The following is a 22,853-nucleotide window of genomic DNA, read 5'->3' as shown; positions in this document are numbered from 1 at the left end:
CTACGCTGGAAGCGGCCGCCAGGTCACATCTTGAAAGCGATGCGTCACCTGGGCCCCGGGAGCCGCCCCTCGCCGTACACACCGCGTACATCAGCGGCCATACTGGACCGGCCGGGGAGGGCGTAGCACGACGACGGGGGCGGCTTTAAGACATGGCGGAGTCCAGACTGATCCAGGGCCGGTACCGGTCGCTCGATCTGATCGGGCGCGGCGGCATGGGCGAAGTGTGGCGCGCCCGCGACGAATCGCTGGGCCGGCAGGTCGCCGTGAAGTGCCTCAAGCCGATCGGCGCCGAGCAGGACGCCCACTTCACCCAGGTGCTGCGCGAGCGGTTCCGGCGCGAGGCGCGCGTGGCCGCGTCCCTCCAGCACCGCGGGGTCACCGTCGTCCACGACTTCGGCGACGACAGCGCCTCCGGTGGCTGCCTCTACCTGGTGATGGAGCTCCTCGAAGGCCGCAACCTCAGTCAGCTCCTGGAGGACAACGACACCCGCCCGCTCCCCGTGGACGTGGTCGTCGACATCGCGGAGCAGATGGCCGCCGCCCTCGGCTACACCCACGACCAGGGCGTCGTCCACCGCGACCTGAAGCCCGCCAACATCATGCGGCTCACCGACGGCACCGTGAAGATCTGCGACTTCGGCATCGCCCGGCTCGCCCACGACATCGGCTTCACCGCCAAACTCACCGGCGGCGGCATGGCCATGGGCACCCCGCACTACATGTCGCCCGAGCAGATCGCGGGCGGCGAGGTCGACCACCGCAGCGACCTGTACTCCCTCGGCTGCGTCCTCTACGAGATCGCCACCGGCGCCCCGCCCTTCGACCTCGGCGACTCCTGGTCGGTGCTGGTGGGCCACCGCGACACCGCCCCCGTCCCCCCGCGCGAGCACCGCCCCGAACTGCCCCGGTACTTCGAGGAGGTGGTCCTGGACCTGCTCGCCAAGCGCCCGGAGGACCGCCCCGGCGACGCCCGCCACGTCCACCACCGGCTTGTCGAGGCACGCCTGGGACCGGGCGGGCTGCCGGGCGCCCAGGCCCCGCTCCCCGCCTGGGCCCGCGGTATGACCGCCGGGCGCAAGGCCGGGATCGACGCCCGCCCGGCGAGCGGCGCGTGGGCCGTGCTCACCGGCTCGTGGACCGCGCGTGCCAGCGGCGAGCACGCCGTGGTCCCCGCGATCGTCCGGCCCGCACCCACCGAGGACCCGCGCCTCACCGCGGCGTACGGCCTCCCGCGCCCCGCGGCCACGCCCGCCCCCGGCGGCCCCGAGGCGCTCGCCGCCGACCACGCGCGCGCCTACGCCCTCAGCCGCGCGGGCCGGCCCGCGGACGCGCTCGCCGTGTACACCGCCGTGGCCGAGGGGCGCGCCCGGGTCCTCGGACCGGACCACGCCGACACCCTCGCGGCCCGCCAGGAGGCGGCGTACGAGATGGGCCGCCTCGGCCGGCACCAGGAGGCGCACGACGTCTACCGCGCCGTGCTCGTCGCCCGCGAGCGGACCGTCGGGCCGCGCCACCCCGACACCCTGCGCTGCCGCCACAACCTGGCCTGCGCCCTGGGCGCGCTCGGCCGGTTCGCCGACGCCCACACCACCGCCGCCGAGGTCGCCGCCGACCGCGCGGCCGTCCTCGGAGCCGAGCACGCGGACACGCTGCTGACCCGGTACGAGGCGGCGTACGCGCTGGGCCGTCTGGAACGCTGGGAGGAAGCCCTGGCCGCGTTCCACGAAGTCGCCGCCGTACGGGAACGGGTCCTGGGCCGCGACCACCCCGACACCCTGGCCGCGCGCTACGAGGTGGGCATCGCCCTGGGCCGCACCGGGCGCAGCGCCCAGGCCCTCGACCTGTTCCGCGCCCTGGTCCGCGACCGGACCCGCGCCTACGGGGCCACCGACCCGGAGACCCTGCGCGCCCGGCACGTCCTCGGCGTCAACCTCGGCCGCCTGGAGCGCTGGGAGGAGGCCGTGGCCGAGGCCCGGCAGGTGGCCGCGGTGCGCGCCGAGGTGCTCGGCGCGGAGCACCCGGACACCCTGGTCAGCCGCCGCGAGCTCGCCGTCGGGCTCGGCCGGCTGGGCCGCTGGGAGGAGGCGCTGCCCCTCTACCGCGACCTCTCCGGCATCCGCGAGCGGTCCCTGGGCGACGACCATCCCGACACGGCGCGGGCCCACGCCGACGAGGCCTACTGTCTGGAGCGGCTCGGCCAGGTGTGCTACCAAGAGCCATGACGACCTTCGGGCGGGACGTGTACGACGACGTGATCGTGGGCGGTGGGCACAACGGCCTGGTGGCCGCCGCGTACCTCGCCCGGGCGGGCCGCTCCGTCCTGGTGCTGGAGCGGCTCGGGAACACCGGCGGGGCGGCGATCTCCAGCCGCCCCTTCGTGGGCCTCGACGCCCGCCTCTCGCGCTACTCCTACCTCGTCTCCCTGCTCCCGTCGAAGATCGTGCGCGACCTGGACCTGCGGTTCGCGGTCCGCCGGCGCACCGTCTCCTCGTACACGCCCGTCGAGCGCGACGGGCGCCCGGGCGGGCTCCTGGTCGGCGGCGGCGAGCAGCGCACCCGGGAGTCCTTCGCGCGGCTGACCGGCTCGGACCGGGAGTACGAGAGCTGGCGCGCCTTCTACGCGACCACCGGGGAGGTCGCCCGGAAGGTGTTCCCGACCCTGACCGAGCCGCTGCCCACCCGGGACGAACTGCGGGCCCGGATCGACGACGCGGACGCGTGGCGGATGCTCTTCGAGGAGCCGCTGGGGCGCGCGGTGGAGCAGCACTTCGACGACGACCTGGTGCGCGGAGTGGTCCTGACGGACGGGCTGATCGGCACCTTCGCGGACGCGCACGACCCCTCGCTCGCGCAGAACCGCTGCTTCCTCTACCACGTGATCGGCGGCGGGAGCGGGGACTGGGACGTGCCGGTCGGCGGCATGGGTGCCCTGACCGACGCCCTCGCGGCGGCCGCGCGGGCAGCAGGGGCGCAGATCGTCACCGGGCACGAGGTGCTGCGGATCGACACGGACGGGATCGCCCCCGCGGAGGTGGTGTTCCGTACGGCGACCGGGGAGGGACGGGTCGTGGGCCGCACGGTCCTGGTCAACGCCTCACCGCGGGCCCTGGCCGAACTCCTCGGCGAGGCACCGCCGCAGCGGGCCCCCGAAGGGGCCCAGCTCAAGGTCAACATGCTGCTGCGCCGGCTGCCGCGGCTGCGGGACACCGCCGTGGACCCGCGCGAGGCCTTCGGCGGCACCTTCCACATCGCCGAGGGGTACGCCGAGCTGGCCCGGGCCTACGCGGAGGCGGCCACCGGCGAACTGCCCTCCGTACCGCCCTCGGAGATCTACTGCCACTCGCTGACCGACCCCACGATCCTGGGGCCGGAGCTGGTGGAACAGGGCTACCAGACGCTCACGCTCTTCGGCCTGCACACCCCGGCCCGGCTCTTCGAGAAGGACAACCGGCAGGCCCGCGAGGTCCTGCTCACCGCCACCCTGGCGCAGCTCGACGCGCACCTGACCGAACCGCTCACGGACTGCCTGGCGTTCGACGCGGACGGCCGCCCGTGCATCGAGGCGAAGACCCCGCTGGACCTGGAACGCGACCTGCGGCTCCCCGGCGGCCACATCTTCCACCGCGACCTGTCCTGGCCCTACGCCGAATCGGGCGGCGGCCGCTGGGGCGTGGAGACCGCCCACCGCAACGTCCTGCTGTGCGGAGCGGGAGCGGTCCGTGGCGGCGGCGTCAGCGGCGTCCCCGGCCACAACGCGGCGATGGCGGTGCTGGGCCACTAGGGCACGGGCCGGCCGCCGGGGCGGAAGTCAGCCGACCGGGTCGATGACGACGATCGGGATCTCGCGGTCGGTCTTGGCCTGGTAGTCGTCGTAGGCGGGCCAGTGGCGCAGCATCACCGGCCAGTACGCGGCGCGTTCGTCGGGGGTCGCCGTGCGGGCCGTGCCGTGGAGGGTTTCGGCGCCGACCTGGAGGCGGACCTCGGGGTGCTCGGTCAGGTTCCGGTACCAGAGCGGGTGGGCGCCGTCGCCGCCGTTGGAGGCGACGAGGAGGTAACGGCCGTCGCCCTCACCGTAGATGAGCGGGGTGCGCACGGGGTGGCCCGAGACCCGGCCCACGGTGGTGAGCAGGAGCGTCTGGGTGCCGTTCCAGAACTGGCCCTCGGCGCCGTCGGAGGCCACGTACTGCCGGACGTGGTCCAGCTGCCAGCTACCCGCCCTCGGGTCCTTCGGGTTGTCCCAGTCGATGTCGGTCGTCATGGGCTCTGCCGCCTTCGTGTGGAACGGTCAACGACTCACGCGTGGGTGCCAACACCGGCGGACGCCGGTCCCATTCCGCCCGGGAGGGTGAATCCCTCGAAGAGGCCGTCCAGCGCCCTCATCGAGACCCGGGCCGGGGTGGCGCGGACGGCGAGGTCGCGGACGGCCACCGCGAGCGGGTGGGTGAGGGCGGCGATCCGGCCCGCGCGGCGGGACCGCACGCGAAGGGCCTCGGTGCGGCCCCGGCGGGCCGCGCTGTAGGCGGCGAGGGCGGCCGGCACGTCCTCGGCGCCCCCTGCCTCCAGCAGCCGGGCCAGGACGGCCGCGTCCTCGATGGCCTGGCAGCCGCCCTGGCCCAGGTTGGGCGTCATGGCGTGGGCGGCGTCGCCGAGCCAGGCGAGGCGCCCGTGGTGGAAGCGGGGGAGCGGGGCGGCCAGGTCGTACAGGTCGTGCTGGAGCACGGCCGCCGGATCGATCCGCTCCAGCAGGGCCGGGATGGGGTCGTGCCAGGTGCCGTAGCGCCGCAGGAGTTCGGCGCGGACGTCGGCGGGGCGGTATCCCTCGGGGACGACGGCGGTGGCGTAGAGGTAGACACGGCCGTCGGCGAGCGGGACGACGCCGAAGCGCTCGCCGCGGCCCCAGGTCTCCGCGGCCTGCGCCGCTCCGCGGCCGTCGCCGGCGGGCAGGACCGCCCGCCAGGCGGTCTCCCCGCTGTAGCGCAGGCCCGGGTGGTCCGGGAAGTACCGGCGGCGCAGCGGGCTGTTGAGGCCGTCCGCGGCCAGGACGAGATCTGCGTCGCCGAGGTCGCCGGCCGGGGTACGGACCACCGGGGAGCCCCCGGCGTCGTCCACGGCCGTGACCGGGGCGCCGTACCGGATCGTGCCGTCGGGGAGCGCGGCGGCCAGCGCCGCGGCGAGGTCCGCACGGTGCACGCCGAGCGGCGGACGGCCGTAACGGGCGGCCAGCGCGCCTGGGTCGGCGCGGTTCAGCCAGCGGCCGTCCGCGCGGCGCAGGCCCATCGCGGCCGGGACGGCGCGGTGCGCGGCGCCGGTGACGTCGAAGCCGATGGCGTCCAGGGCGCGCAGGCCGTTGGGGGCGAGGACGATCCCGGCGCCGGCGGCGGTCGGCCCGGGCGCCCGCTCGCACACGGTGACCCGCCAGCCCCGGCGGTGCAGGGCCACGGCCGCCGAGAGTCCGCCGATCCCCGCGCCCGCCACGACCGCATGACGTTGAGACATGACACGCCCTTTCCCTCCGACCTGCCCTCTACGTTTGTAGAGGATGGGCCTTACTCTACAGCGGTAGAGTGAGGCCATGTCCACCACCCCTGACCGCGGAACCGACCGCAGAACCCTGATCGCCGACACCGCGATCGACCTCGTGGCCGCCGCCGGGCTCCGGGGCCTGACCCACCGTGCGGTCGACGGGGCGGCGGGGCTGCCGACGGGCAGCACCTCGTACTACTTCCGCACGAGAGAGGCCCTGATCAGCGCCTGCTACCAGCGGCTGGCGGAGCGGGATCTCGACGACATCGGCGTGGGCCTCGGCGGTGGAGGAGGTGCCCCCGAGCGCCACGGTGACGGTCAGGCCGGGACCCCGACGCTGGACCGGGAGGCGGCCGCGGCCGCGCTCGCCGCGCTGCTGTACCGATGGCTGACGGTGGGGCGCGAGCGCCAACTGGCCCGCTACGAGCTCAGCCTGGAGGCCGCCCGCAACCCGGCGTTGCAGCCCCAGCTGCACCGGGCGGGGCAGGAGGCCCGGATCCGGGCCGCGGGCATCCTCGCCGCGCTCGGGGCCGAGCGGCCGCGGGAGGCCGCCGAACTGCTGGTCGCCTGGACGGACGGGCTCCTCTACGACCGGCTGGCCGGGGCCCTCGCCCGCTCCCGCCCGGCCCCCGATCCGGCCGAACTGACCTCCGTGGCCCGCCGGATGATCGACGCGGCCCTCGCACCCGATCTAGGATCCGGCCATGATCGCTGAATTGCAGTGCGTGGTCCTGGACTGCCCGCAGCCGCAGTCGCTCGCCGAGTTCTACGCGTCCGTGCTGGGCGGGGCCGTCAACCGGCCCGACCGGCGCTGGTCCCTCGACGAGGACTGGGCGACGCTCCACACCCCGTCGGGCCTGGTCCTCGCCTTCCAGCGGGCGCCGGACCACCAGCCGCCGCGCTGGCCCGATCCGGCCCGGCCGCAGCAGTTCCACCTGGACTTCGGCGTCCCGGACCTGGACCGCGCGCAGGAGCAGGTGCTGGAGGCGGGCGCGACCCTGCTCGACGCGGGCCCCGACGACCGGGGCTGGCGGATCTACGCCGACCCGGCGGGGCATCCCTTCTGCCTCGTCCGCCACTGAGCCGTCCCGGGTAACCCAGCCCGCCCTGCCTCTCAGTCCGAGGAGCGGGTCCAGCCGATGGCCTCGATGCGGGCGGCGTCGGCGGGGCGCTCCTCCGCGAAGAGGAGGCGGGCCGGCTCCGCCACCCGGACCACGTCGACGTAGATCCCCCGCCCGACGTAACGGCCGCTCGCGGTGTGGCGCAGCCGCAGTCGTACCTCTCTCCCCGCCCACGCCTCCGTGAGGGGGGCTTCGAGGCGGTGCCAGACGCGCCCCGACCAGCCGCCCACCGCGCCTCGCGGCCACGCCTCGGCGGCGCCGCCGGTGGAGCGCACGGTGCTGAAGGGCAGCGGCTCCCAGTGTTCCCCGTCGGGCGAGACCTCCAGGTGCAGGGCGCCCTCCCCGGGCACGGTGTCCCACCACACGGCGCACCGCAGGCGGGCGGCGGCCGTGGCCGGGGTGAGCGGCGGCAGGGTGAGGGTGCCCGAGGCGCCCGGCGCGATCCCCGAGAACCAGGCCGCGCCGCCGTGCTTCGTACGGACGGGGACGGCGCGGGCGAAGCGGTTGCCGACGGCGACGCGCGGCGCGCTGCCGGCCCGCCAGGTGCGCACGGGGTGGACGGAGTTGCCGAGGAGGACGAGGAAGGAGTCGGTGGAGGGGTCCAGGACCAGGGAGGTACCGGTGAAGCCGGTGTGGCCGGCGGAGTGCGGGGTGGCCATGGCGCCCATGTACCAGTGCTGGTAGAGCTCGAAGCCGAGACCGTGGTCGTCGCCGGGGAAGGCCGTGTTGTAGTCCGTGAAGAGCAGTTCGACGGAGGCGGGGCGCAGGATGCGGCGTCCCGCGTACGCCCCGCCGTCCAGCAGGGTGCGGGCCAGGACGGCCAGCTCCCAGGCGGTGCCGAACACTCCGGCGTGACCCGCCACCCCGCCGAGGGCGTACGCGTTCTCGTCGTGGACCTCGCCCCACACCAGCCCGCGGTCCAGGCCCGACCAGGGCGGGCGCTGCACCTCCGTGGCCGCGGTGACCCGGCGCCAGGAGAGCGGTGGGTTGTACCGCGTGCGGTGCATCCCGAGCGGAGCGGTGATCTCGTCGTGGAGCAGGACGTCGAGGGTGCGGCCGGTGATCTGCTCCAGGAGCAGCTGGAGGGCGATGAGGTTCAGGTCGGAGTACCGGTAGACGGTCCCAGGGGTCTCCTGCGGCCGCACCGACCACAACAGCCTCAACTGCCCCTCGCGTGTGGACTCCTGGTAGAACGGCGCCCACGAGCGCAGCCCCGAGGTGTGGGTGAGCAGCTGACGGACCGTGATCAGCTCTTTGCCGCCCCCGGTGAAGGCCGGAAGGTACCGGGTCACCGGAGCCTCCAGCTCCAGGCGCCCCCGCTCCATCTGCTGCACGGCCAGGATGGAGGTGAACAGCTTGGTCAGCGAGGCAAGGTCGAAGACGGTGTCCTCGGCCATCGCGATCCGCTCGGCCGCCGGGAACTCCCGGACCCGGTCGGTGCGCCCGTCGTAGTCCGCGTACCGTACGGCGTCACCCATGGCGCGGTGCAGCGCGACGGTGCGGCCGCGCCCGGCGAGGACCACCGCCCCGGCGTAGTAGGGGTGTTCGGGGGAGGGGCCCAGGAACCGCCGGGCCTCCTGTGCGACGCCCTCCAGGTGCTCCTCCAGCAGCCCGGCCTGGCGGGCGGACCCGTACCGCAGGCGCAGTCCCTGGAGCGCGCGGCGCTCGGCCGGGGTGTGGCCCGCCGCTCCGGCGCCGGCGCCGGGCAGCGCGGCGTGCAGGACGAGCACCCCGCCGAGCGCGAGCAGCCGCGCGCCGAGCCGCCGACGGCTCGGCCCGCACCCGCTCGCGACCGCCGCCCCTTCGTCCATCCGGCCCGCGGCCGCCGCCCCTTCATTCCCCCGGCCCGCGGCCCCTGCCCCTTCGTCCGCCCGGCCCTCGGCCCCCGTGCCTGCTGCCATTGCGGCCCTCCTGTCTCCGGTCCGGTGCGGACGCTAGTGGGTATCTGCCCGCGCGGCGGTGCCCTCCCCGCCGCCCGGCCCGTAAAGAATCTGACACTGCATCAGAAAATCTCTTCCCTCGGCCGCCGGGCTGCGGCATCCTGCCGCCCATGGAGACGGAGCTGAGCAAGAAACTGGGAGTCGAGCACGCCATCTTCGGCTTCACGCCCTTCCCGGCGGTTGCCGCCGCCCTCACCCGCGCGGGCGGATTCGGCGTCCTCGGCGCCGTCCGCTACACCGCCCCCGACGACCTCAGGCGCGACCTCGACTGGATGCAGGCGCACACCGACGGGAAGCCCTACGGCCTCGACGTCGTCATGCCCGCCAAGAAGGCCGTCGACGGCGTCAGCGAAGCCGACATCGAGGCGATGATCCCGGCCGGACACCGCGCCTTCGTCCGCGACACGCTCGCCAAGCACCACGTACCCGAGCTCCCCGAGGGCGAGGCGTCGGGCTGGCGGATCACCGGCTGGATGGAGCAGGTCGCCCGCAACCAGCTCGACGTCGCCTTCGACTACCCCGTCAAACTCCTCGCGAACGCCCTCGGTTCCCCGCCCGCCGACGTCATCGCGCGCGCCCACGACCACGGAGTCCTCGTCGCCGCCCTCGCCGGCAGCGCCAAACACGCCCGCCGGCACGCCGAAGCCGGCATCGACATCGTCGTCGCCCAGGGCTACGAGGCCGGCGGCCACACCGGCGACATCGCCACCATGGTCCTGGTCCCCGAGATCGTCGAAGCCGTCGCCCCGCTGCCGGTCCTCGCCGCGGGCGGCATCGGCAGCGGCGAGCAGGTCGCCGCCGCGCTCGCCCTCGGCGCCCAGGGCGCCTGGCTCGGCTCCCTCTGGCTCACGACCACCGAGGCGGACCTGCACTCCCGGGCCCTCACCGAGAAGCTGCTCGCCGCGGGCTCCGGCGACACCGTCCGCTCCCGCGCCCTCACCGGCAAACCCGCCCGCCAGCTGCGCACCGAGTGGACCGACGCCTGGGACGACCCGGCGGGCCCCGGAGCGCTCCCCATGCCCCTGCAAGGGCTGCTCGTCGCCGAGGCCGTCTCCCGGATCCAGAAGTACGAGGTCCAGCCGCTGCTCGGCACCCCCGTCGGCCAGATCGTCGGCAAGATGACCTCCGAACGCAGCGTCCAGGCCGTCTTCGACGAGCTCACCTCCGGGTTCGAGCGCGCCGTCGACCGCATCAACCGCATCGCCGGCCGAGCCGGGAAGGAGGCGTGAGCGCCATGACCGAGGACCAGCGGCCGAACGGATTCTGGGCCCAGGCCGCCGCCGACCCCGACCGGACCGTCCTGGTCACCCCCGAGGGCGAGGAGTGGAGCGCGGGCCGGCTGCACGCCGAGGTCAACCGCCTCGTCCACGGCCTGCGCGCGGCCGGGATGACGAAGGGCGACGTCTTCGCCGTGGTCCTCCCCAACGGCGTCCCGTTCCTCACCGCCTACCTCGCCGCCTCCCAGGCCGGCTTCTACCTGGTGCCCGTCAACCACCACCTCGTCGGCCCCGAGATCGCCTGGATCGTCTCCGACTCCGGCGCCAAGGTCCTCATCGCCCACGAGCGCTTCGCCGACGCCGCCACCGCCGCGGCCGACGAGGCGGACCTGCCCGCGAGCCACCGCTACGCCGTCGGAGCGGTCCCGGGCTTCCGCCCGTACGGGGAACTCCTCGACGGCCGGCCCGGCACGCCCCCCGAGGACCGCACGCTCGGCTGGGTCATGAACTACACCTCCGGCACCACCGGCCGCCCGCGCGGGATCCGCCGCCCGCTGCCCGGCAAGCCACCGGAGGAGACGTACCTCGGCGGCTTCCTCGGCATCTTCGGCATCCGGCCCTTCGACGGCAACGTCCACCTGGTGTGCTCGCCGCTCTACCACACGGCCGTCCTGCAGTTCGCGGGCGCCGCCCTGCACATCGGGCATCCGCTGGTCCTGATGGACAAGTGGACGCCGCGGGAGATGCTGCGCCTGATCGACGAGCACGCCTGTACGCACACCCACATGGTGCCCACCCAGTTCCACCGGCTCCTCGCACTCCCGCAGGAGACGAAGGACGCCTACGACGTCTCCTCGATGCGGCACGCCATCCACGGCGCCGCGCCCTGCCCCGACCACGTGAAACGGGCGATGATCGACTGGTGGGGCGGCTGCGTGGAGGAGTACTACGCGGCGAGCGAGGGCGGCGGCGCCTTCGCGACGGCGGAGGACTGGCTGAAGAAGCCGGGAACCGTCGGCAAGGCCTGGCCGATCAGCGAGCTCGCCGTCTTCGACGACGACGGGAACCGGCTGCCCCCGGGCGAACTGGGCACCGTGTACATGAAGATGAGGACCGGCGGTTTCAGCTACCACAAGGACGAGGACAAGACGAGGAAGAACCGCATCGGCGACTTCTTCACCGTCGGCGACCTCGGGCTGATGGACGAGGAGGGCTACCTCTTCCTGCGCGACCGCAAGATCGACATGATCATTTCGGGCGGGGTCAACATCTACCCCGCCGAGATCGAGTCGGCCCTGCTCACCCATCCGGCGGTCGCGGACGCCGCCGCCTTCGGGATCCCGCACGCCGACTGGGGTGAGGAGGTCAAGGCCGTCATCGAACCGGCCGAGGGCTTCGCCGCGGGCGACGCCCTGGCCGCGGAGATCCTGCACCACTGCGAACGGCGGCTCGCCGCCTACAAGCGCCCCCGCACGGTCGAGTTCATCGAGACGATGCCGCGCGACCCGAACGGCAAGCTGTACAAGCGCCGACTGCGCGACCCGTACTGGGAGGGCCGCGAGCGCGCGATGTGACGACGTACGGGCGTACGGGCGCGGCTCGGCCGCCGCGCCCGGGGCGTTCGTGAGAAGGGCCACGTCAGCTGCCTGGGGGTGCGTTGCGGGCCGCATCAGAGGGACAGTTCTGGCACGTTGGCTCATATGAGGACGGACACGCGCAGATCGCCCCTGACCGACTGGACCGTCGTGGTCCCCGTGGGGGCGCTCGTCGCGCTCGCCTTCAGCTGGGGACGCGCGCTGCCCCCGTTCGCGGTGGCGCTCGTCGCGCTCTGCCTCGCGGGCGCGGTGCTGGCGGCCGTCCACCATGCCGAGGTCGTCGCGCACCGGGTCGGCGAGCCCTTCGGATCCCTCGTCCTCGCCGTCGCCGTCACCGTCATCGAAGTGGCCCTCATCGTCACCCTGATGGCCGACGGCGGCGACGAGACCTCCTCGCTCGCCCGGGACACCGTCTTCGCCGCCGTCATGATCACCTGCAACGGCATCGTCGGTCTGTCCCTGCTCGTCGGCGCCCTGCGCAACCGGGTGGCCGTCTTCAACGCCGAGGGCTCCGGAGCGGCCCTCGCCACCGTCGCGACGCTCGCCGTCCTCAGCCTGGTCCTGCCGACCTTCACCGCGAGCAGACCCGGCCCGGAGTTCTCCACCGCCCAGCTCACCTTCGCGGCCGTCGCCTCGCTCGCCCTGTACGGCCTGTTCGTCGCCGTCCAGACGGTCCGTCACCGGGACTACTTCCTGCCCGTGGCCACCGAGCCGCGCCCCGGCGCCCCGGAGGACCCGGACGCCCACGCCGCGCCGCCCACCGCCCGCGCCGCACTGATCAGCGTCGGCCTGCTGCTGGTCGCGCTCGTCGCGGTGGTCGGCAACGCCAAGGCCGTCTCCCCGACCATCGAGCAGGGCGTGGCCGACGCCGGCCTGCCGCACGCCGTCGTCGGTGTGATCATCGCCCTGCTCGTCCTGCTGCCCGAGACCCTGGCCGCCGTCCGGGCCGCCCGCCGCGACCGCGTCCAGACCAGCCTGAACCTGGCCTACGGCTCCGCCATCGCCAGCATCGGCCTCACCATCCCGGCCATCGCCCTGGCCACGGTCTGGCTGTCCGGCCCGCTGCTGCTGGGCCTCGGCCCCATCCACATGGTGCTGCTCGCCCTGACCGTCGTGGTCAGCGCCCTCACCATCGCGCCGGGCCGCGCCACCCTGCTCCAGGGCGGTGTGCACCTCGTCCTGCTGGCCTCCTACCTCCTCCTGGCCGTCAGCCCGTGAGGCCGGCGGCAGGAGGAGGCAAGGGCCTCGGTCAGCGGCGCTCCCGGGGCCACACCACCTTCAGCCGCGGCGAGGTGAGGATGTCCCGCTCGCAGAAGCGCGAGGTGACCCAGCGCTCCTGGGAGAAGAGCCGGGTCTGGTCGGCGTAGAAGGGCGAGTTCGGGTTCGCGGACTGGCTGTACGTCAGCAGGGTGCGCGCCACCGGGCAGTGGCCGCCGTCCCAGCCGACCGCCTGGATGTGGCTGGAGCCGTGCACGATCTCGGGGTAGCCCCCGGCCGCCGCGTTCCACGGCGCCTCGATCTTGTTCCAGACGCCGAGCGACTCCGTGCCGCCGCCGACCGGCAGCCTCTGCCCGCCGCGGACCACGAACTGGTGCTCGCCCAGCGGGGCGTCCAGCGCGATCCCGGCCGCCCTCAGCTCCGCCACCGCGTCCGCGAGCGCCCGGCCGACGCCGGGCGCCGTGCGGTTGAGCGTACGGGGCGTGCGCACCGGATCGGCCGCCGAGAACGGCACCAGCCACAGGTCCTTGGCCGCCGTCGACGCCGTCAGCTTGCGCCAGAACCGGTCGAAGAGGAGCGCGCCCCGGCTGGTGCCGTCGGCGCGGCGGTCCCAGCTCGCCAGGACCGGGCAGGCCGCCGAGACGTCCACGGCGGAGCCGTCGCTGGCCGTCGCCGTACCGCCGGGCAGTGCGGCGCAGGCCGCCGCCGCGTCGGCCGCCGCCAGGTCACCGGCCGGAACCCGGTTGGCGAACTGCTGCCTCTGCAGGTCTCCCACCGTCAGCCCGCCGCGCGCGGCCATCGCCGACACGTCCTCGACCGCGCCGCGCGTCCGCATCGAGCGGGGTGCGCCGACATTGCCCCAGACCCGCTCGTACCCGGTCAGCGGCCGGTCGGCATTGGCCAGCCAGGCGCTGTCGTTGGAGTTCTCGGCGTACGGGGCGTCGCGCAGCGTCGGCGCCCTGCCCGGGCCGAACACGCCCGGCTGCACCGCGTCCGGGTCCGAGCCGAGCGCGCAGTCGCCGCGCGCGCCGTCCAGTACGGCCAGCCCCGAGGCCGGGTACGTGGCCCGGCCCAGCGGCGTGGAGCAGCGCGCGGCGAGCTCGTCGGTGATCCGGGGGAGCACCTGGCTCTGGGTGAAGAGGGTGCCGCCCGCGGAGTCGGCGGCCACCGTGTTGACCCAGGGCAGGCCCTGGGTGCGCGCCAGGGCCTCCTGGACGCCGGCGACCGAGCGGGCCTTGCCCATGGCCAGCGCGGAGTCGGAGCCGCGCAGGTTCGCCGCGTTGGGGTCGGCCAGCGCGTAGGCCGTCTGCGCCGTCCAGGGCAGCGGCAGGCCGGCGCCCATGCCTGTGATCACGGGGCCGAAGCGGGTCCACCACTGGGTGCGGGTCACCGGGTCGCCGCCCGCCACCGCGACGGTGACGGTCCGCCGGGTCATCGCCTCCGGCTTCCCGTCGACCAGGTAGACGGTGGGGTCGGCCGGGTCGAGCGTGAGCTGGTGCAGGTTGACGGGCGTGCCGGTCGCCACCGTGTGGCTCCAGGCCACCTTCTCGTTGAAGCCGATGCCGACCACGGGGGCGCCGATCAGGGAGCCGCCCGAAACGTTCAGCTCGCCCGGGATGGTCTGCTGCGACTGCCAGAAGCGGCGCCCGCCCTGCCAGGGGTAGTGCGGGTTGCCGAGCAGGAGGCCGCGGCCGCCGGCGGTGGTGGAGCCGGAGAAGGCCACCGCGTTGGAGCCCATGTCGTAGCGGCCCGTGTCGAAGAACTCCCGGGCGGCCTGCGCGGCGGCCTGCGGATCGACCGCGGGGGCCGGGGCGGTCGTCGGGGCGCCGGCGGTCATGGGGGCGGCGGTCGCCGTCGTGGGCGCGGGCGCCGTCGTGGGGGCCGCCGGGGCCGGCGCCGGCGGCTGGGCGGCCGTGATGGCGTCGACGGCGCGCCCCTGCCCGCCGAGGACCGAGATGGCGAAGGCGCGGGCGGCGACGTCCGCGGTGGTGACCGGGCGGACCCAGCCGGCGCCCTTGCAGGCGGGATCGCCGATCTCGTTCTGGGCGAGCCAGGCGTTGTAGCCGGCCGCCCAGCCGCGCATCAGCTCCTTGACGTCCTTGCCGGGACCGGCCGGAGCGGGCGCGGCGAGGAGCGCGTCCACCGCGCCGGACTCCCGGACGCCCTTGAAGTACAGGTCGCTGGGGAGGTTGCGGGTCGCGGAGGACAGCGAGCCGTCGGGTGCGGCCTCGGGGCCGAACCAGCGCGAGCGCTCACCGGAGACGGTCACGAAACCGTCGGCCAGCACGCAGACCTGGTCGGCGGCCTGCGCCCAGCCGGTTCCGAAGCCCAGGTGCGCGTAGTCCCGGGCGAGGATGTGGGGGATGCCGTTCTCGGTGTACCGGATGACGGCGGACAGGCCGCCGCCGGAGGGTATCCGGTCCCCGGTCGCCGCGGACGCCTGCGGCGCCGCGGCCGTGACGGCGAGCAGCGCGGCGCCGGCGAGCGCGGCGCGGCGCAGTGCCGGGCGGGTGCTGAGGTGCAACGTACCTCCCAAGTAGCCTGCGGACGGGCGTGGTTGCCCTGTGCGCCCGGTGTGGGGGAGGGCGGCCCGTCCGTGCCCCCACACTCATGCAGGCGGTCGGATGATCTGTCAACATCCCGTTTGGTATCCGTGTCATTGACCTCGGCCGTACGGAGCGACGAGGATCGCGCCATGACGGCAGAGCGGGACGTGCGCCACCAGACGGTCGACGGACTCCTACGGGACACCGCGCGCAGGGTCCCCGGGCGGGTGGCCGTCCGCTACCGCGAACGGACCTGGACGTATGCGGAACTCGACGCGGCCGTCACCACCGGCGCCGCCGTGCTGAGGCAGCGGTACGGGCTCGCCGAGGGGGACAGGGTCGCCACCTTCGCCCACAACTGCGACGCCTACCTCATCGCCTTCCTGGCCTGCGCCCGGGCCGGCCTCACCCACGTCCCGGTCAACCAGAACCTCACCGGCGAGGACCTCGCCCACATCCTGGGCGACTGCGGGAGCGCCCTGGTCCTCGCCGATCCCGACCTGGCCGGGCGGATCCCCGACGGCCACCCCGTACGGGCGCTGCGCGACGCGCCCGGGTCCTTCCTCGCGGACCTGGCCGAACCGCGGCCCTACGAGGCCGTCGGCCCGGACGCGTCGCGGCTGGTGCAGCTGCTCTACACCTCGGGGACCACCGCCCTGCCCAAGGGCGCCATGATGACCCACCGGGCCCTCGCCCATGCGTACGAGAGCGCCATCGACGCGCTGGACCTGTCCGAGGAGGACCGGCCGGTGCACTCGCTGCCGCTGTACCACTCGGCGCAGATGCACGTCTTCCTGATGCCGTACCTCGCGGTCGGGGCGCGGAACACCATCCTGGACGCACCGGTCGCGGAGCAGCTCTTCGACCTGGTCGAGGCGGGGGAGGCCGACAGCCTGTTCGCCCCGCCGACGGTGTGGATCGGCCTGGCCGGTCACCCGCAGTTCGCGGAGCGCGAGCTGGGCGCGCTGCGCAAGGCGTACTACGGGGCCTCGATCATGCCGGTCCCGGTGCTGGAACGGCTGCGTGAGCGGCTACCCGGGCTCGGCTTCTACAACTGCTTCGGCCAGAGCGAGATCGGCCCGCTGGCCACGGTGCTGGGGCCGGACGAGCACGAGGGGCGCATGGACTCCTGCGGGAGGCCGGTGCGCCACGTCGAGGCGAAGGTCGTCGACGAGGACGGCGCGGACGTGCCCGACGGTACGGCGGGTGAGGTGGTCTACCGCTCGCCGCAGCTCTGCCTCGGCTACTGGAACGACCCGGAGGCCACCGAGAAGGCCTTCCGTGACGGCTGGTTCCGCTCGGGCGACCTCGCGGTGCGCGACGCGCAGGGCTACTTCACGGTGGTGGACCGGGTGAAGGACGTCATCAACTCGGGCGGGGTACTGGTCGCCTCACGGCAGGTGGAGGACGTGCTCTACACCCACCCGGGCGTGGCCGAGGCGGCGGTGGTCGCCCTGCCCGACGAGCGGTGGATCGAGGCGGTCACGGCGGTCGTGGTGCCGCGCGGTCAGGTGACGGAGGCGGAGCTGATGCAGTACGCGCGGGACAGGCTCGCCCCCTTCAAGGCCCCCAAGCGGGTGCACTTCGTGGACGCCCTCCCGCGCAACGCCAGCGGCAAGGTCCTCAAGCGGGAACTGCGCGAGCGTTTCACCGCACCGTCCCCCTGACGGCCGACGCCCGCGGTGGGGTCAGCCCGGCTCCCGGTGCCGGGGCGGGAACTGCTCGGGGGGCAGGAGCCCGCTGCGCCGCAGGCGGCGCAGGGTGAAGTGCTCGTGCAGGAGGCGGCCGACGAGGGCGCCGCCGTAGACGACGAAACCGACGCCGACCAGCCAGGACTGGACGACCAGCAGGGTCCCGAACGGGCCGTAGGTCACGGCGTTCGACGCGATGAGCGGGGAGAACACCAGCTGCGAGAAGATCCGCAGACCCAGCAGGCCGAGGCTGGTCGCCACCGCGCCCGGCACCAGGGCCCGCCAGCGGACCCGGCCGCCGAGGAGCAGGCGCTGCGAGCCGACGAAGAACAGGCAGGTGCCGAACAGGTCGCCCAGGAAGCCGAGGGTGGTGCCGAAGGCGTTGTCCGAGGGGGCGGGGATCTCCACGAGCAGGGCGAGGTAGCAGACCAGCAGGGCGAGCCAGACGACGTGCCGCCACATGGTGTGCCAGCGGGCGGTCGGCACGTCCCAGACCTTCTCGTAGCCGGTCTGCACCGCCGAGCCGAAGGTCAGCCCGAACACGGCGAGGGCGGCGAGTCCGAACGCGGTGGTCCGCTCCAGCGCCAGGTCCGCCGCGCTGAACAGCATCTCGACCTTGTCCCGCGAGGCCTGCGTCACCCCGAGGGCCTGGCCGAGCCAGCGGCCGAAGCCCGAACCGCTGCCCGGTGAGGCGGCGGCCACGACGATCAGCAGCGGCACCAGGGTGAGGAACCCGAGGGCCGCGAAGCCCATCGCCCGGTGCATGAGCTCCATCTCCCGGCCACGGCTCCACGCCAGCCCGGCATGGGAGCCCTGGAGCCGGTCGTACAGCCGCCGGAGGATCGAGGTCACGCCCCATGCACTACCCGCGGGCGCGGCCGCGCTCCCGGGAGCCACCCCCAATAGGCCCGAAGAGGTGGTTTCAGACGCCCGGTCGCAGGTCTCGGCCCTCCACAGCGTCGCGCAGGTCCACAAGCCGCTTGATCTTCCCCACCGAACGCTCCAGCGTCAGCGGATCGACCACCTCCACCCGGACCGAGACCCCGATCCCCTCCTTCACGGCCCGCACCACCTCGGCGGCCGCGGCCTCCCGCCGGCCGGCGTCCGTCTCCCGCCGCGCCTCCACCCGTACCGTCAGGGCGTCCATGCGGCCCTCCCGGGTCAGCCGCAGCTGGAAGTGGGGAGCCAGGCCGGCCGTGCGCAGCAGGACCTCCTCGATCTGGGTCGGGTAGAGGTTGACCCCCCGCAGGATGATCATGTCGTCGCTGCGGCCCGTGACCTTCTCCATGCGGCGGAAGGCGGGCCGCGCCGTGCCGGGCAGCAGTCGCGTCAGGTCCCGGGTGCGGTAGCGGATGACGGGCATGGCCTCCTTCGTCAGGGAGGTGAACACGAGCTCGCCGGGCTCACCCTCGGGCAGCACCGCGCCCGTCAGCGGGTCGACCACCTCGGGATAGAAGTGGTCCTCCCATATATGGAGGCCGTCCTTGGTCTCCGCGAACTCCATGGCCACGCCCGGACCGATGACCTCCGACAGGCCGTAGATGTCCACCGCGTCGATGTCGAGCCGGTCCTCGATCTCCCGGCGCATCTCCTCGGTCCACGGCTCCGCGCCGAATATCCCCGTCCGCAGCGAGGTGGCGCGCGGGTCTATGCCCTGGCGCTCCATCTCGTCCAGCAAGGTCAGCATGTACGAGGGGGTCACCATGATGACCTCCGGCCGGAAGTCCTCGATGAGCCGGACCTGGCGGTCCGTCATCCCGCCCGAGGCGGGCACGACCGTACAGCCCAGGCGCTCGGCGCCGTAGTGCGCGCCGAGGCCGCCCGTGAAGAGCCCGTAGCCGTAGGCGACGTGGACGATCTGGCCGGGTCGACCGCCCGCCGCGCGTATCGACCGGGCGACGACATCGGACCAGGTCGACAAGTCCCCGTCGGTGTACCCGACGACGGTGGGGCGTCCGGTGGTGCCGCTGGAGGCGTGGATGCGGCGCACCTCGGAGCGCGGCACGGCGAACATGCCGAAGGGGTAGTGGTCGCGCAGATCTGCCTTCGTGGTGAAGGGGAACAGGGCGAGGTCGGCGAGGGAACGGCAGTCGTCGGGACGCACCCCAGCCTTGTCGAAGGCCTGCCGGTAGAACGGCACATGGTCGTAGGCGCGCCGCAGGGTCGCACGCAGCCGAGTCAGCTGAAGGGCCGCCAGCTCGTCGCGGCCGAGCCGCTCGCCTTCGTCGTGGAGATCCTCGTACACCGCCATGCCGTCACCTCATCCTGAGTCAACCGACCGATCATTCGGTAGATTGCCAGGCTGCGGGAGGTTAAATCAATGACTCGAACGAGTGATCGTCTGTTGTGATGAGCTCCATGCCTTCCTTCACCTCACACGACGGAACCGAACTCGCCTACCACGTCCAGGGCGAGGGCGAACCCCTGATCTGTCTTCCCGGCGGCCCCATGCGCGCCTCCGAGTACCTCGGCGACCTCGGCGGACTGGCCGCCGGCCGCCGCCTCGTCCTGCTCGACCTGCGCGGGACGGGGAACTCCGCGGTACCGGCGGACGAGTCGACCTACCGCGTCGACCACCAGGTCGCCGACGTCGAGGCGCTCCGGGCGCACCTCGGCCTGGACCGCATGGACCTCCTCGCGCACTCCGCCGGCGGCAACCTCGCCCAGCTCTACGCGGCCGCCCACCCGCACCGGCTGCGCCGCACCGTCCTCGTCACCCCCACGGCGTGGGCCGTGGACCTCCCGGTGACCCCGGAGCAGCGCCTGGAAGGGGCCAGGCTGCGCGCGGGGACCGAGCCGTACGACGCGGCCATCGAGGCCTACGAGCGCATCCTGGCGGGCACCGGTGGCAGTGACGCGGACTGGGACCTCGCCGGGCCGCTCTTCTACGGGCGCTGGGATGCGACGGCCCGGGCCCACTTCGCGGCGAGCCCACGGCAGCAGAACGAGAAGGCCGCCGACGCCTACGCGGCCCCCGGGGCCTTCGACCCGCCCGCCACCCGGGAAGGGCTGCGCCGGGTGACGGGCGAGGTCCTGGTGCTGGCCGCGGAACTGGACGGCAACCCCCGCCCGGCGCTGGCGGCCCGGCTCGCCGCGCTGTTCCCGCAGGGCTCGCTCGACGTCCAGGCGGGGGCCGGGCACTTCCCGTGGCTGGACGACGCCGACTGGTTCGCGGCGCGGGTGGAACGCTTCCTGGCGACGGGCGCCTGACGGGCGCCTGACGGGGGCCTGGCTGGGGCCTGGCGCGGGCGGGGCGCCGGGCCGCTCGGCGGGCACGGCGGGTGCCGCGAGGTCGGCGGGTGCCGCGCGTCCGGCGGGTGCGGGGAGGCGGATCAGCCCGCCGCGTCCGCCTGAGACGCCACCGACTTCGCCCAGCGGTAGTCCGCCTTGCCGCTCGGGGAGCGCTGGATGGCCGGCGCGATGACCAGCTGGCGCGGGATCTTGTAGCCCGCCAGCCGGGTCCGGCAGTGGATCTGGATCTCGTCCAGCGTCGGCTCCGGGGCGCCCGGCCGGACCTGCACCACCGCCGCCACGTGGCTGCCCCACGTCGGGTCGGGGACGCCCGCGACCAGGGCGTCGTACACGTCCGGGTGGGACTTCAGCGCCTGCTCGACCTCCTCTGGATAGACCTTCTCGCCCCCGGTGTTGATGCACTGCGAGCCGCGGCCGAGCACCGTGACGATGCCCTGCTCGTCGACGGTCGCCATGTCACCGAGCAGCACCCAGCGCTCCGATCCCTTCCGGAAGAAGGTCTCGGCGGTCTTCGCCGGGTCGTTGTAGTAGCCGAGCGGAACGTGACCGCGCTGCGCGAGGCGCCCCGGCACGCCCACCGCCACCGGCTCGTGCGTCACCGGGTCCACCACCTGCGTACGGTCGTTGACCATCAGGCGGAAGCCCTTGTCCGGGCCGGAGTCGTCCGTCGCCCGGCCGTTGGACCCGGACTCGGACGACCCGAAGTTGTTCAGGAGCAGCACGTGCGGCACCAGCCGCTGGAACTCGGCGCGCACCGTCTCCGACATGATCGCCCCGGACGAGGAGACGCTGAACAGCGACGACAGGTCCGTGCCCTTGAGCGGGCCGTTCAGGGCGTCGATGAGCGGCCTCAGCATCGCGTCACCGACCAGCGACACGCTGGAGACCTTCTCCTTCTCGATCGTCCGCAGGACCTCCTCGGGCGCGTACTTGCGGTGGATGACCACCCGCTGCCCGTAGTTGAAGGCGATGAACGAGGTCAGCGTCGAGGTGCCGTGCATCAGCGGGGGAGCGGGGAAGAAGGTGAGCCCGGCCCCCTTCGAGGCGACCCGTTCGGCCAGCTCCTGCGGCCTCTTCACCGGCTCGCCCGACGGCTCGCCGCCGAACAGCCCGGCGAAGAAGAGGTCCTCCGCCCGCCACATGACGCCCTTGGGCATGCCGGTCGTGCCGCCCGTGTAGATGATGAAGAGGTCGTCGGGGCTGCGGGGCGGGAAGCCGCGCCCGGGCGAGCCGGCCGCCTCGGCGTCGGCGTACGCGACGGGGGCGATCGAGGGCTCCGGGGCCCCGGCGGGGGGCTGTCCGACCCGGATCAGGTGCCGCAGCCGCGTGGTCTGCGGCAGCGCGGCCGCGACCCGCTCGGTGAACTCGCCCTCGAAGACGAGCGCGGCGAGGTCGGCGTCGTTGTAGAGGTAGACCAGTTCCTCCTCCACGTACCGGTAGTTGACGTTCACCGGGACCAGCCGGGCCTTCAGGCACGCCAGCACGGTCTGGAGGTACTCCACGCCGTTGTAGAGGTGCAGGCCCAGGTGTTCTCCGGGCTCCAGCCCGCTGTCCAGCAGGTGGTGCGCGATCCGGTTCGCCGCCGCGTCCAGCTCCGCGTACGTGAGGCGGCGCTCGGCGCCGGTCCCGGGGTGGTCCACGTAGACGAGGGCCTCCCGGTCCGGGACCACGTCCACGACCGACTCGAACAGGTCGGCAAGGTTGTACTCCACCGTTCCTCCTGACCCCGTTGCTTCTCGGCCGTTGGTTCCTGACTGGCCCTGCGGCTGGTCCGCTCGGCGGTCATTAGAGCGCCGGAGACGGCAACTGGGAAGGGAGCCGCTCAAGAAATCTGACTGAGTGTCAGAAAACTATTGAACTGCACCCTCCCCTACTGCAACCTGTTCTAGGTCTTGAGACGGGAGGACGGCAATGGGTGGGACGGAACACCTGACCGTGGAACGCCACGGCGCCACGCTGGTGCTCACCATGAACAGGCCCGAGGCGAAGAACGCGCTCTCGCTGCCGCTGCTGGTGGGGCTGTACGACGGCTGGCTGGAGGCGGACGCCGACGACGAGATCCGCTCGATCGTGCTGACGGGCGCCGGCGGGGACTTCTGCGCCGGCATGGACCTCAAGGCGCTGGCCGGCAAGGGCATGGCGGGCGACCAGTACCGGGACCGCCTCAAGTCCGACCCCGACCTGCACTGGAAGGCGATGCTGCGCCACCATCGGCCGCGCAAGCCGGTGATCGCGGCGGTGGAGGGGTACTGCGTGGCCGGCGGGACGGAAATCCTGCAGGGCACGGACATCCGGGTGGCGGGGGAGGGGGCCACCTTCGGGCTCTTCGAAGTCAAGCGGGGGCTGTTCCCGATCGGCGGCTCCACGGTCCGGCTGCCGCGGCAGATCCCGCGGACGCACGCCCTGGAGATGCTGCTGACCGGGCGCCCGTACACCGCCGAGGAGGCGGCGTGGATCGGACTGGTCGGGCGGGTGGTACCGGAGGGCAGGGCGCTGGAGGAGGCCCTGGCGATCGCGGAACGGATCAACGCGTGCGGGCCGCTGGCGGTGGAGGCGGTCAAGGCCTCGGTGTACGAGGCCGCGGAGCTGACGGAGCGGGAGGGGCTGGCGGCCGAGCTGCTGCGGGGGTGGCCGGTGTTCGACACGGCCGATGCGAAGGAGGGGGCGCGGGCGTTCGCCGAGAAGAGGCCGGCGGTGTATCGGCGGGAGTAGCTTCCCGGCTGCGGGCCGGTGCCGTGCCGTGCCGT

The 22,853-nt window shown here is 73.9% G+C and carries 17 protein-coding genes; 10 read left to right on the top strand and 7 right to left on the bottom strand.

Annotated elements, in window-relative coordinates; genetic code table 11:
* The first annotated feature begins 152 nt into the window (after window positions 1-152).
* Both ACF059_RS06315 and ACF059_RS06310 read left to right on the top strand, forming a co-directional pair.
* Window positions 153-2,225 carry a tetratricopeptide repeat protein gene (locus ACF059_RS06315; protein ID WP_392052108.1) on the top strand — a complete coding sequence of 691 codons (2,073 nt, stop codon included), beginning with the start codon at window positions 153-155 and terminating at the stop codon, window positions 2,223-2,225.
* Window positions 2,222-3,784, top strand: coding sequence for a phytoene desaturase family protein (locus ACF059_RS06310; RefSeq protein ID WP_392052105.1), 1,563 nt, complete (start codon window positions 2,222-2,224; stop codon window positions 3,782-3,784). Before ACF059_RS06315 ends, ACF059_RS06310 begins: the two co-directional genes overlap by 4 nt.
* 27 nt (window positions 3,785-3,811) lie before the next feature.
* On the opposite strand, the gene ACF059_RS06305 is transcribed toward ACF059_RS06310, so the two are convergent.
* Both ACF059_RS06305 and ACF059_RS06300 read right to left on the bottom strand, forming a co-directional pair.
* Entirely contained in the window at window positions 3,812-4,261 is a 450-nt protein-coding gene (locus ACF059_RS06305) for a nitroreductase family deazaflavin-dependent oxidoreductase (RefSeq protein ID WP_392052102.1), read from the bottom strand.
* Between the two features lie 35 nt (window positions 4,262-4,296).
* Window positions 4,297-5,499 carry an FAD-dependent monooxygenase gene (locus ACF059_RS06300; protein WP_392052100.1) on the bottom strand — a complete coding sequence of 401 codons (1,203 nt, stop codon included), beginning with the start codon at window positions 5,497-5,499 and terminating at the stop codon, window positions 4,297-4,299.
* A gap of 76 nt (window positions 5,500-5,575) precedes the next feature.
* Here ACF059_RS06300 and ACF059_RS06295 point away from each other — a divergent pair, with 76 nt between their 5' ends.
* Window positions 5,576-6,241: a TetR/AcrR family transcriptional regulator gene (locus tag ACF059_RS06295; protein ID WP_392052097.1), complete on the top strand. Its 666-nt coding sequence runs from the start codon at window positions 5,576-5,578 to the stop codon at window positions 6,239-6,241.
* Window positions 6,231-6,608 (top strand): VOC family protein, encoded by a 378-nt coding sequence (locus ACF059_RS06290; RefSeq protein WP_392052094.1) that lies wholly within the window; start codon window positions 6,231-6,233, stop codon window positions 6,606-6,608. Before ACF059_RS06295 ends, ACF059_RS06290 begins: the two co-directional genes overlap by 11 nt.
* 32 nt (window positions 6,609-6,640) lie before the next feature.
* Here the strand turns inward: ACF059_RS06290 and ACF059_RS06285 are convergent, their stop codons facing one another.
* Window positions 6,641-8,458 carry a serine hydrolase gene (locus ACF059_RS06285; protein ID WP_392053104.1) on the bottom strand — a complete coding sequence of 606 codons (1,818 nt, stop codon included), beginning with the start codon at window positions 8,456-8,458 and terminating at the stop codon, window positions 6,641-6,643.
* A 239-nt stretch (window positions 8,459-8,697) separates the two neighbouring features.
* Between ACF059_RS06285 and ACF059_RS06280 the strand changes: the two genes are divergently transcribed.
* The 3 genes from ACF059_RS06280 to ACF059_RS06270 all read left to right on the top strand — a co-directional run bounded on the left by ACF059_RS06280 (window position 8,698) and on the right by ACF059_RS06270 (window position 12,617).
* The gene (locus ACF059_RS06280; RefSeq protein WP_392052091.1) at window positions 8,698-9,816 is read left to right on the top strand and encodes a nitronate monooxygenase; all 1,119 of its coding nucleotides are present in this window, start codon (window positions 8,698-8,700) and stop codon (window positions 9,814-9,816) included.
* 5 nt (window positions 9,817-9,821) lie between these two features.
* Window positions 9,822-11,378 (top strand): acyl-CoA synthetase, encoded by a 1,557-nt coding sequence (locus ACF059_RS06275; RefSeq protein ID WP_392053102.1) that lies wholly within the window; start codon window positions 9,822-9,824, stop codon window positions 11,376-11,378.
* A gap of 126 nt (window positions 11,379-11,504) precedes the next feature.
* Complete coding sequence (locus ACF059_RS06270) at window positions 11,505-12,617, top strand: calcium:proton antiporter (RefSeq protein WP_392052088.1); 1,113 nt, start codon at window positions 11,505-11,507, stop codon at window positions 12,615-12,617.
* 31 nt (window positions 12,618-12,648) lie between these two features.
* Here ACF059_RS06270 and ACF059_RS06265 read toward each other — a convergent pair whose 3' ends face one another.
* Complete coding sequence (locus tag ACF059_RS06265) at window positions 12,649-15,141, bottom strand: penicillin acylase family protein (protein WP_392052085.1); 2,493 nt, start codon at window positions 15,139-15,141, stop codon at window positions 12,649-12,651.
* Between the two features lie 171 nt (window positions 15,142-15,312).
* On the opposite strand from ACF059_RS06265, the gene ACF059_RS06260 reads away from it, so the two are divergent.
* Entirely contained in the window at window positions 15,313-16,830 is a 1,518-nt protein-coding gene (locus ACF059_RS06260; RefSeq protein ID WP_392052083.1) for a fatty acyl-CoA synthetase, read from the top strand.
* Window positions 16,831-16,851: 21 nt separating this feature from the next.
* On the opposite strand, the gene ACF059_RS06255 is transcribed toward ACF059_RS06260, so the two are convergent.
* Complete coding sequence (locus ACF059_RS06255; protein ID WP_392052080.1) at window positions 16,852-17,706, bottom strand: YhjD/YihY/BrkB family envelope integrity protein; 855 nt, start codon at window positions 17,704-17,706, stop codon at window positions 16,852-16,854.
* 70 nt (window positions 17,707-17,776) lie between these two features.
* Window positions 17,777-19,105, bottom strand: coding sequence for a phenylacetate--CoA ligase PaaK (paaK, locus tag ACF059_RS06250; protein ID WP_392052077.1), 1,329 nt, complete (start codon window positions 19,103-19,105; stop codon window positions 17,777-17,779).
* Between the two features lie 107 nt (window positions 19,106-19,212).
* On the opposite strand from paaK, the gene ACF059_RS06245 reads away from it, so the two are divergent.
* Window positions 19,213-20,064, top strand: coding sequence for an alpha/beta fold hydrolase (locus tag ACF059_RS06245; RefSeq protein WP_392053099.1), 852 nt, complete (start codon window positions 19,213-19,215; stop codon window positions 20,062-20,064).
* Between the two features lie 122 nt (window positions 20,065-20,186).
* Here the strand turns inward: ACF059_RS06245 and ACF059_RS06240 are convergent, their stop codons facing one another.
* Window positions 20,187-21,818 (bottom strand): acyl-CoA synthetase, encoded by a 1,632-nt coding sequence (locus tag ACF059_RS06240; protein WP_392052074.1) that lies wholly within the window; start codon window positions 21,816-21,818, stop codon window positions 20,187-20,189.
* Between the two features lie 199 nt (window positions 21,819-22,017).
* Between ACF059_RS06240 and ACF059_RS06235 the strand changes: the two genes are divergently transcribed.
* Window positions 22,018-22,818, top strand: a complete 801-nt coding sequence (locus tag ACF059_RS06235) for a crotonase/enoyl-CoA hydratase family protein (protein ID WP_361942773.1) — start codon at window positions 22,018-22,020, stop codon at window positions 22,816-22,818.
* The last annotated feature ends 35 nt before the right edge of the window (window positions 22,819-22,853 follow it).

It is taken from the genome of Streptomyces sp. NPDC016562 (assembly GCF_043076955.1).
Classification (GTDB): Bacteria; Actinomycetota; Actinomycetes; order Streptomycetales; family Streptomycetaceae; genus Streptomyces.
Note: the sequence above shows the minus strand (reverse complement) of the source record. Positions and strands in the feature narration are given on the sequence as shown.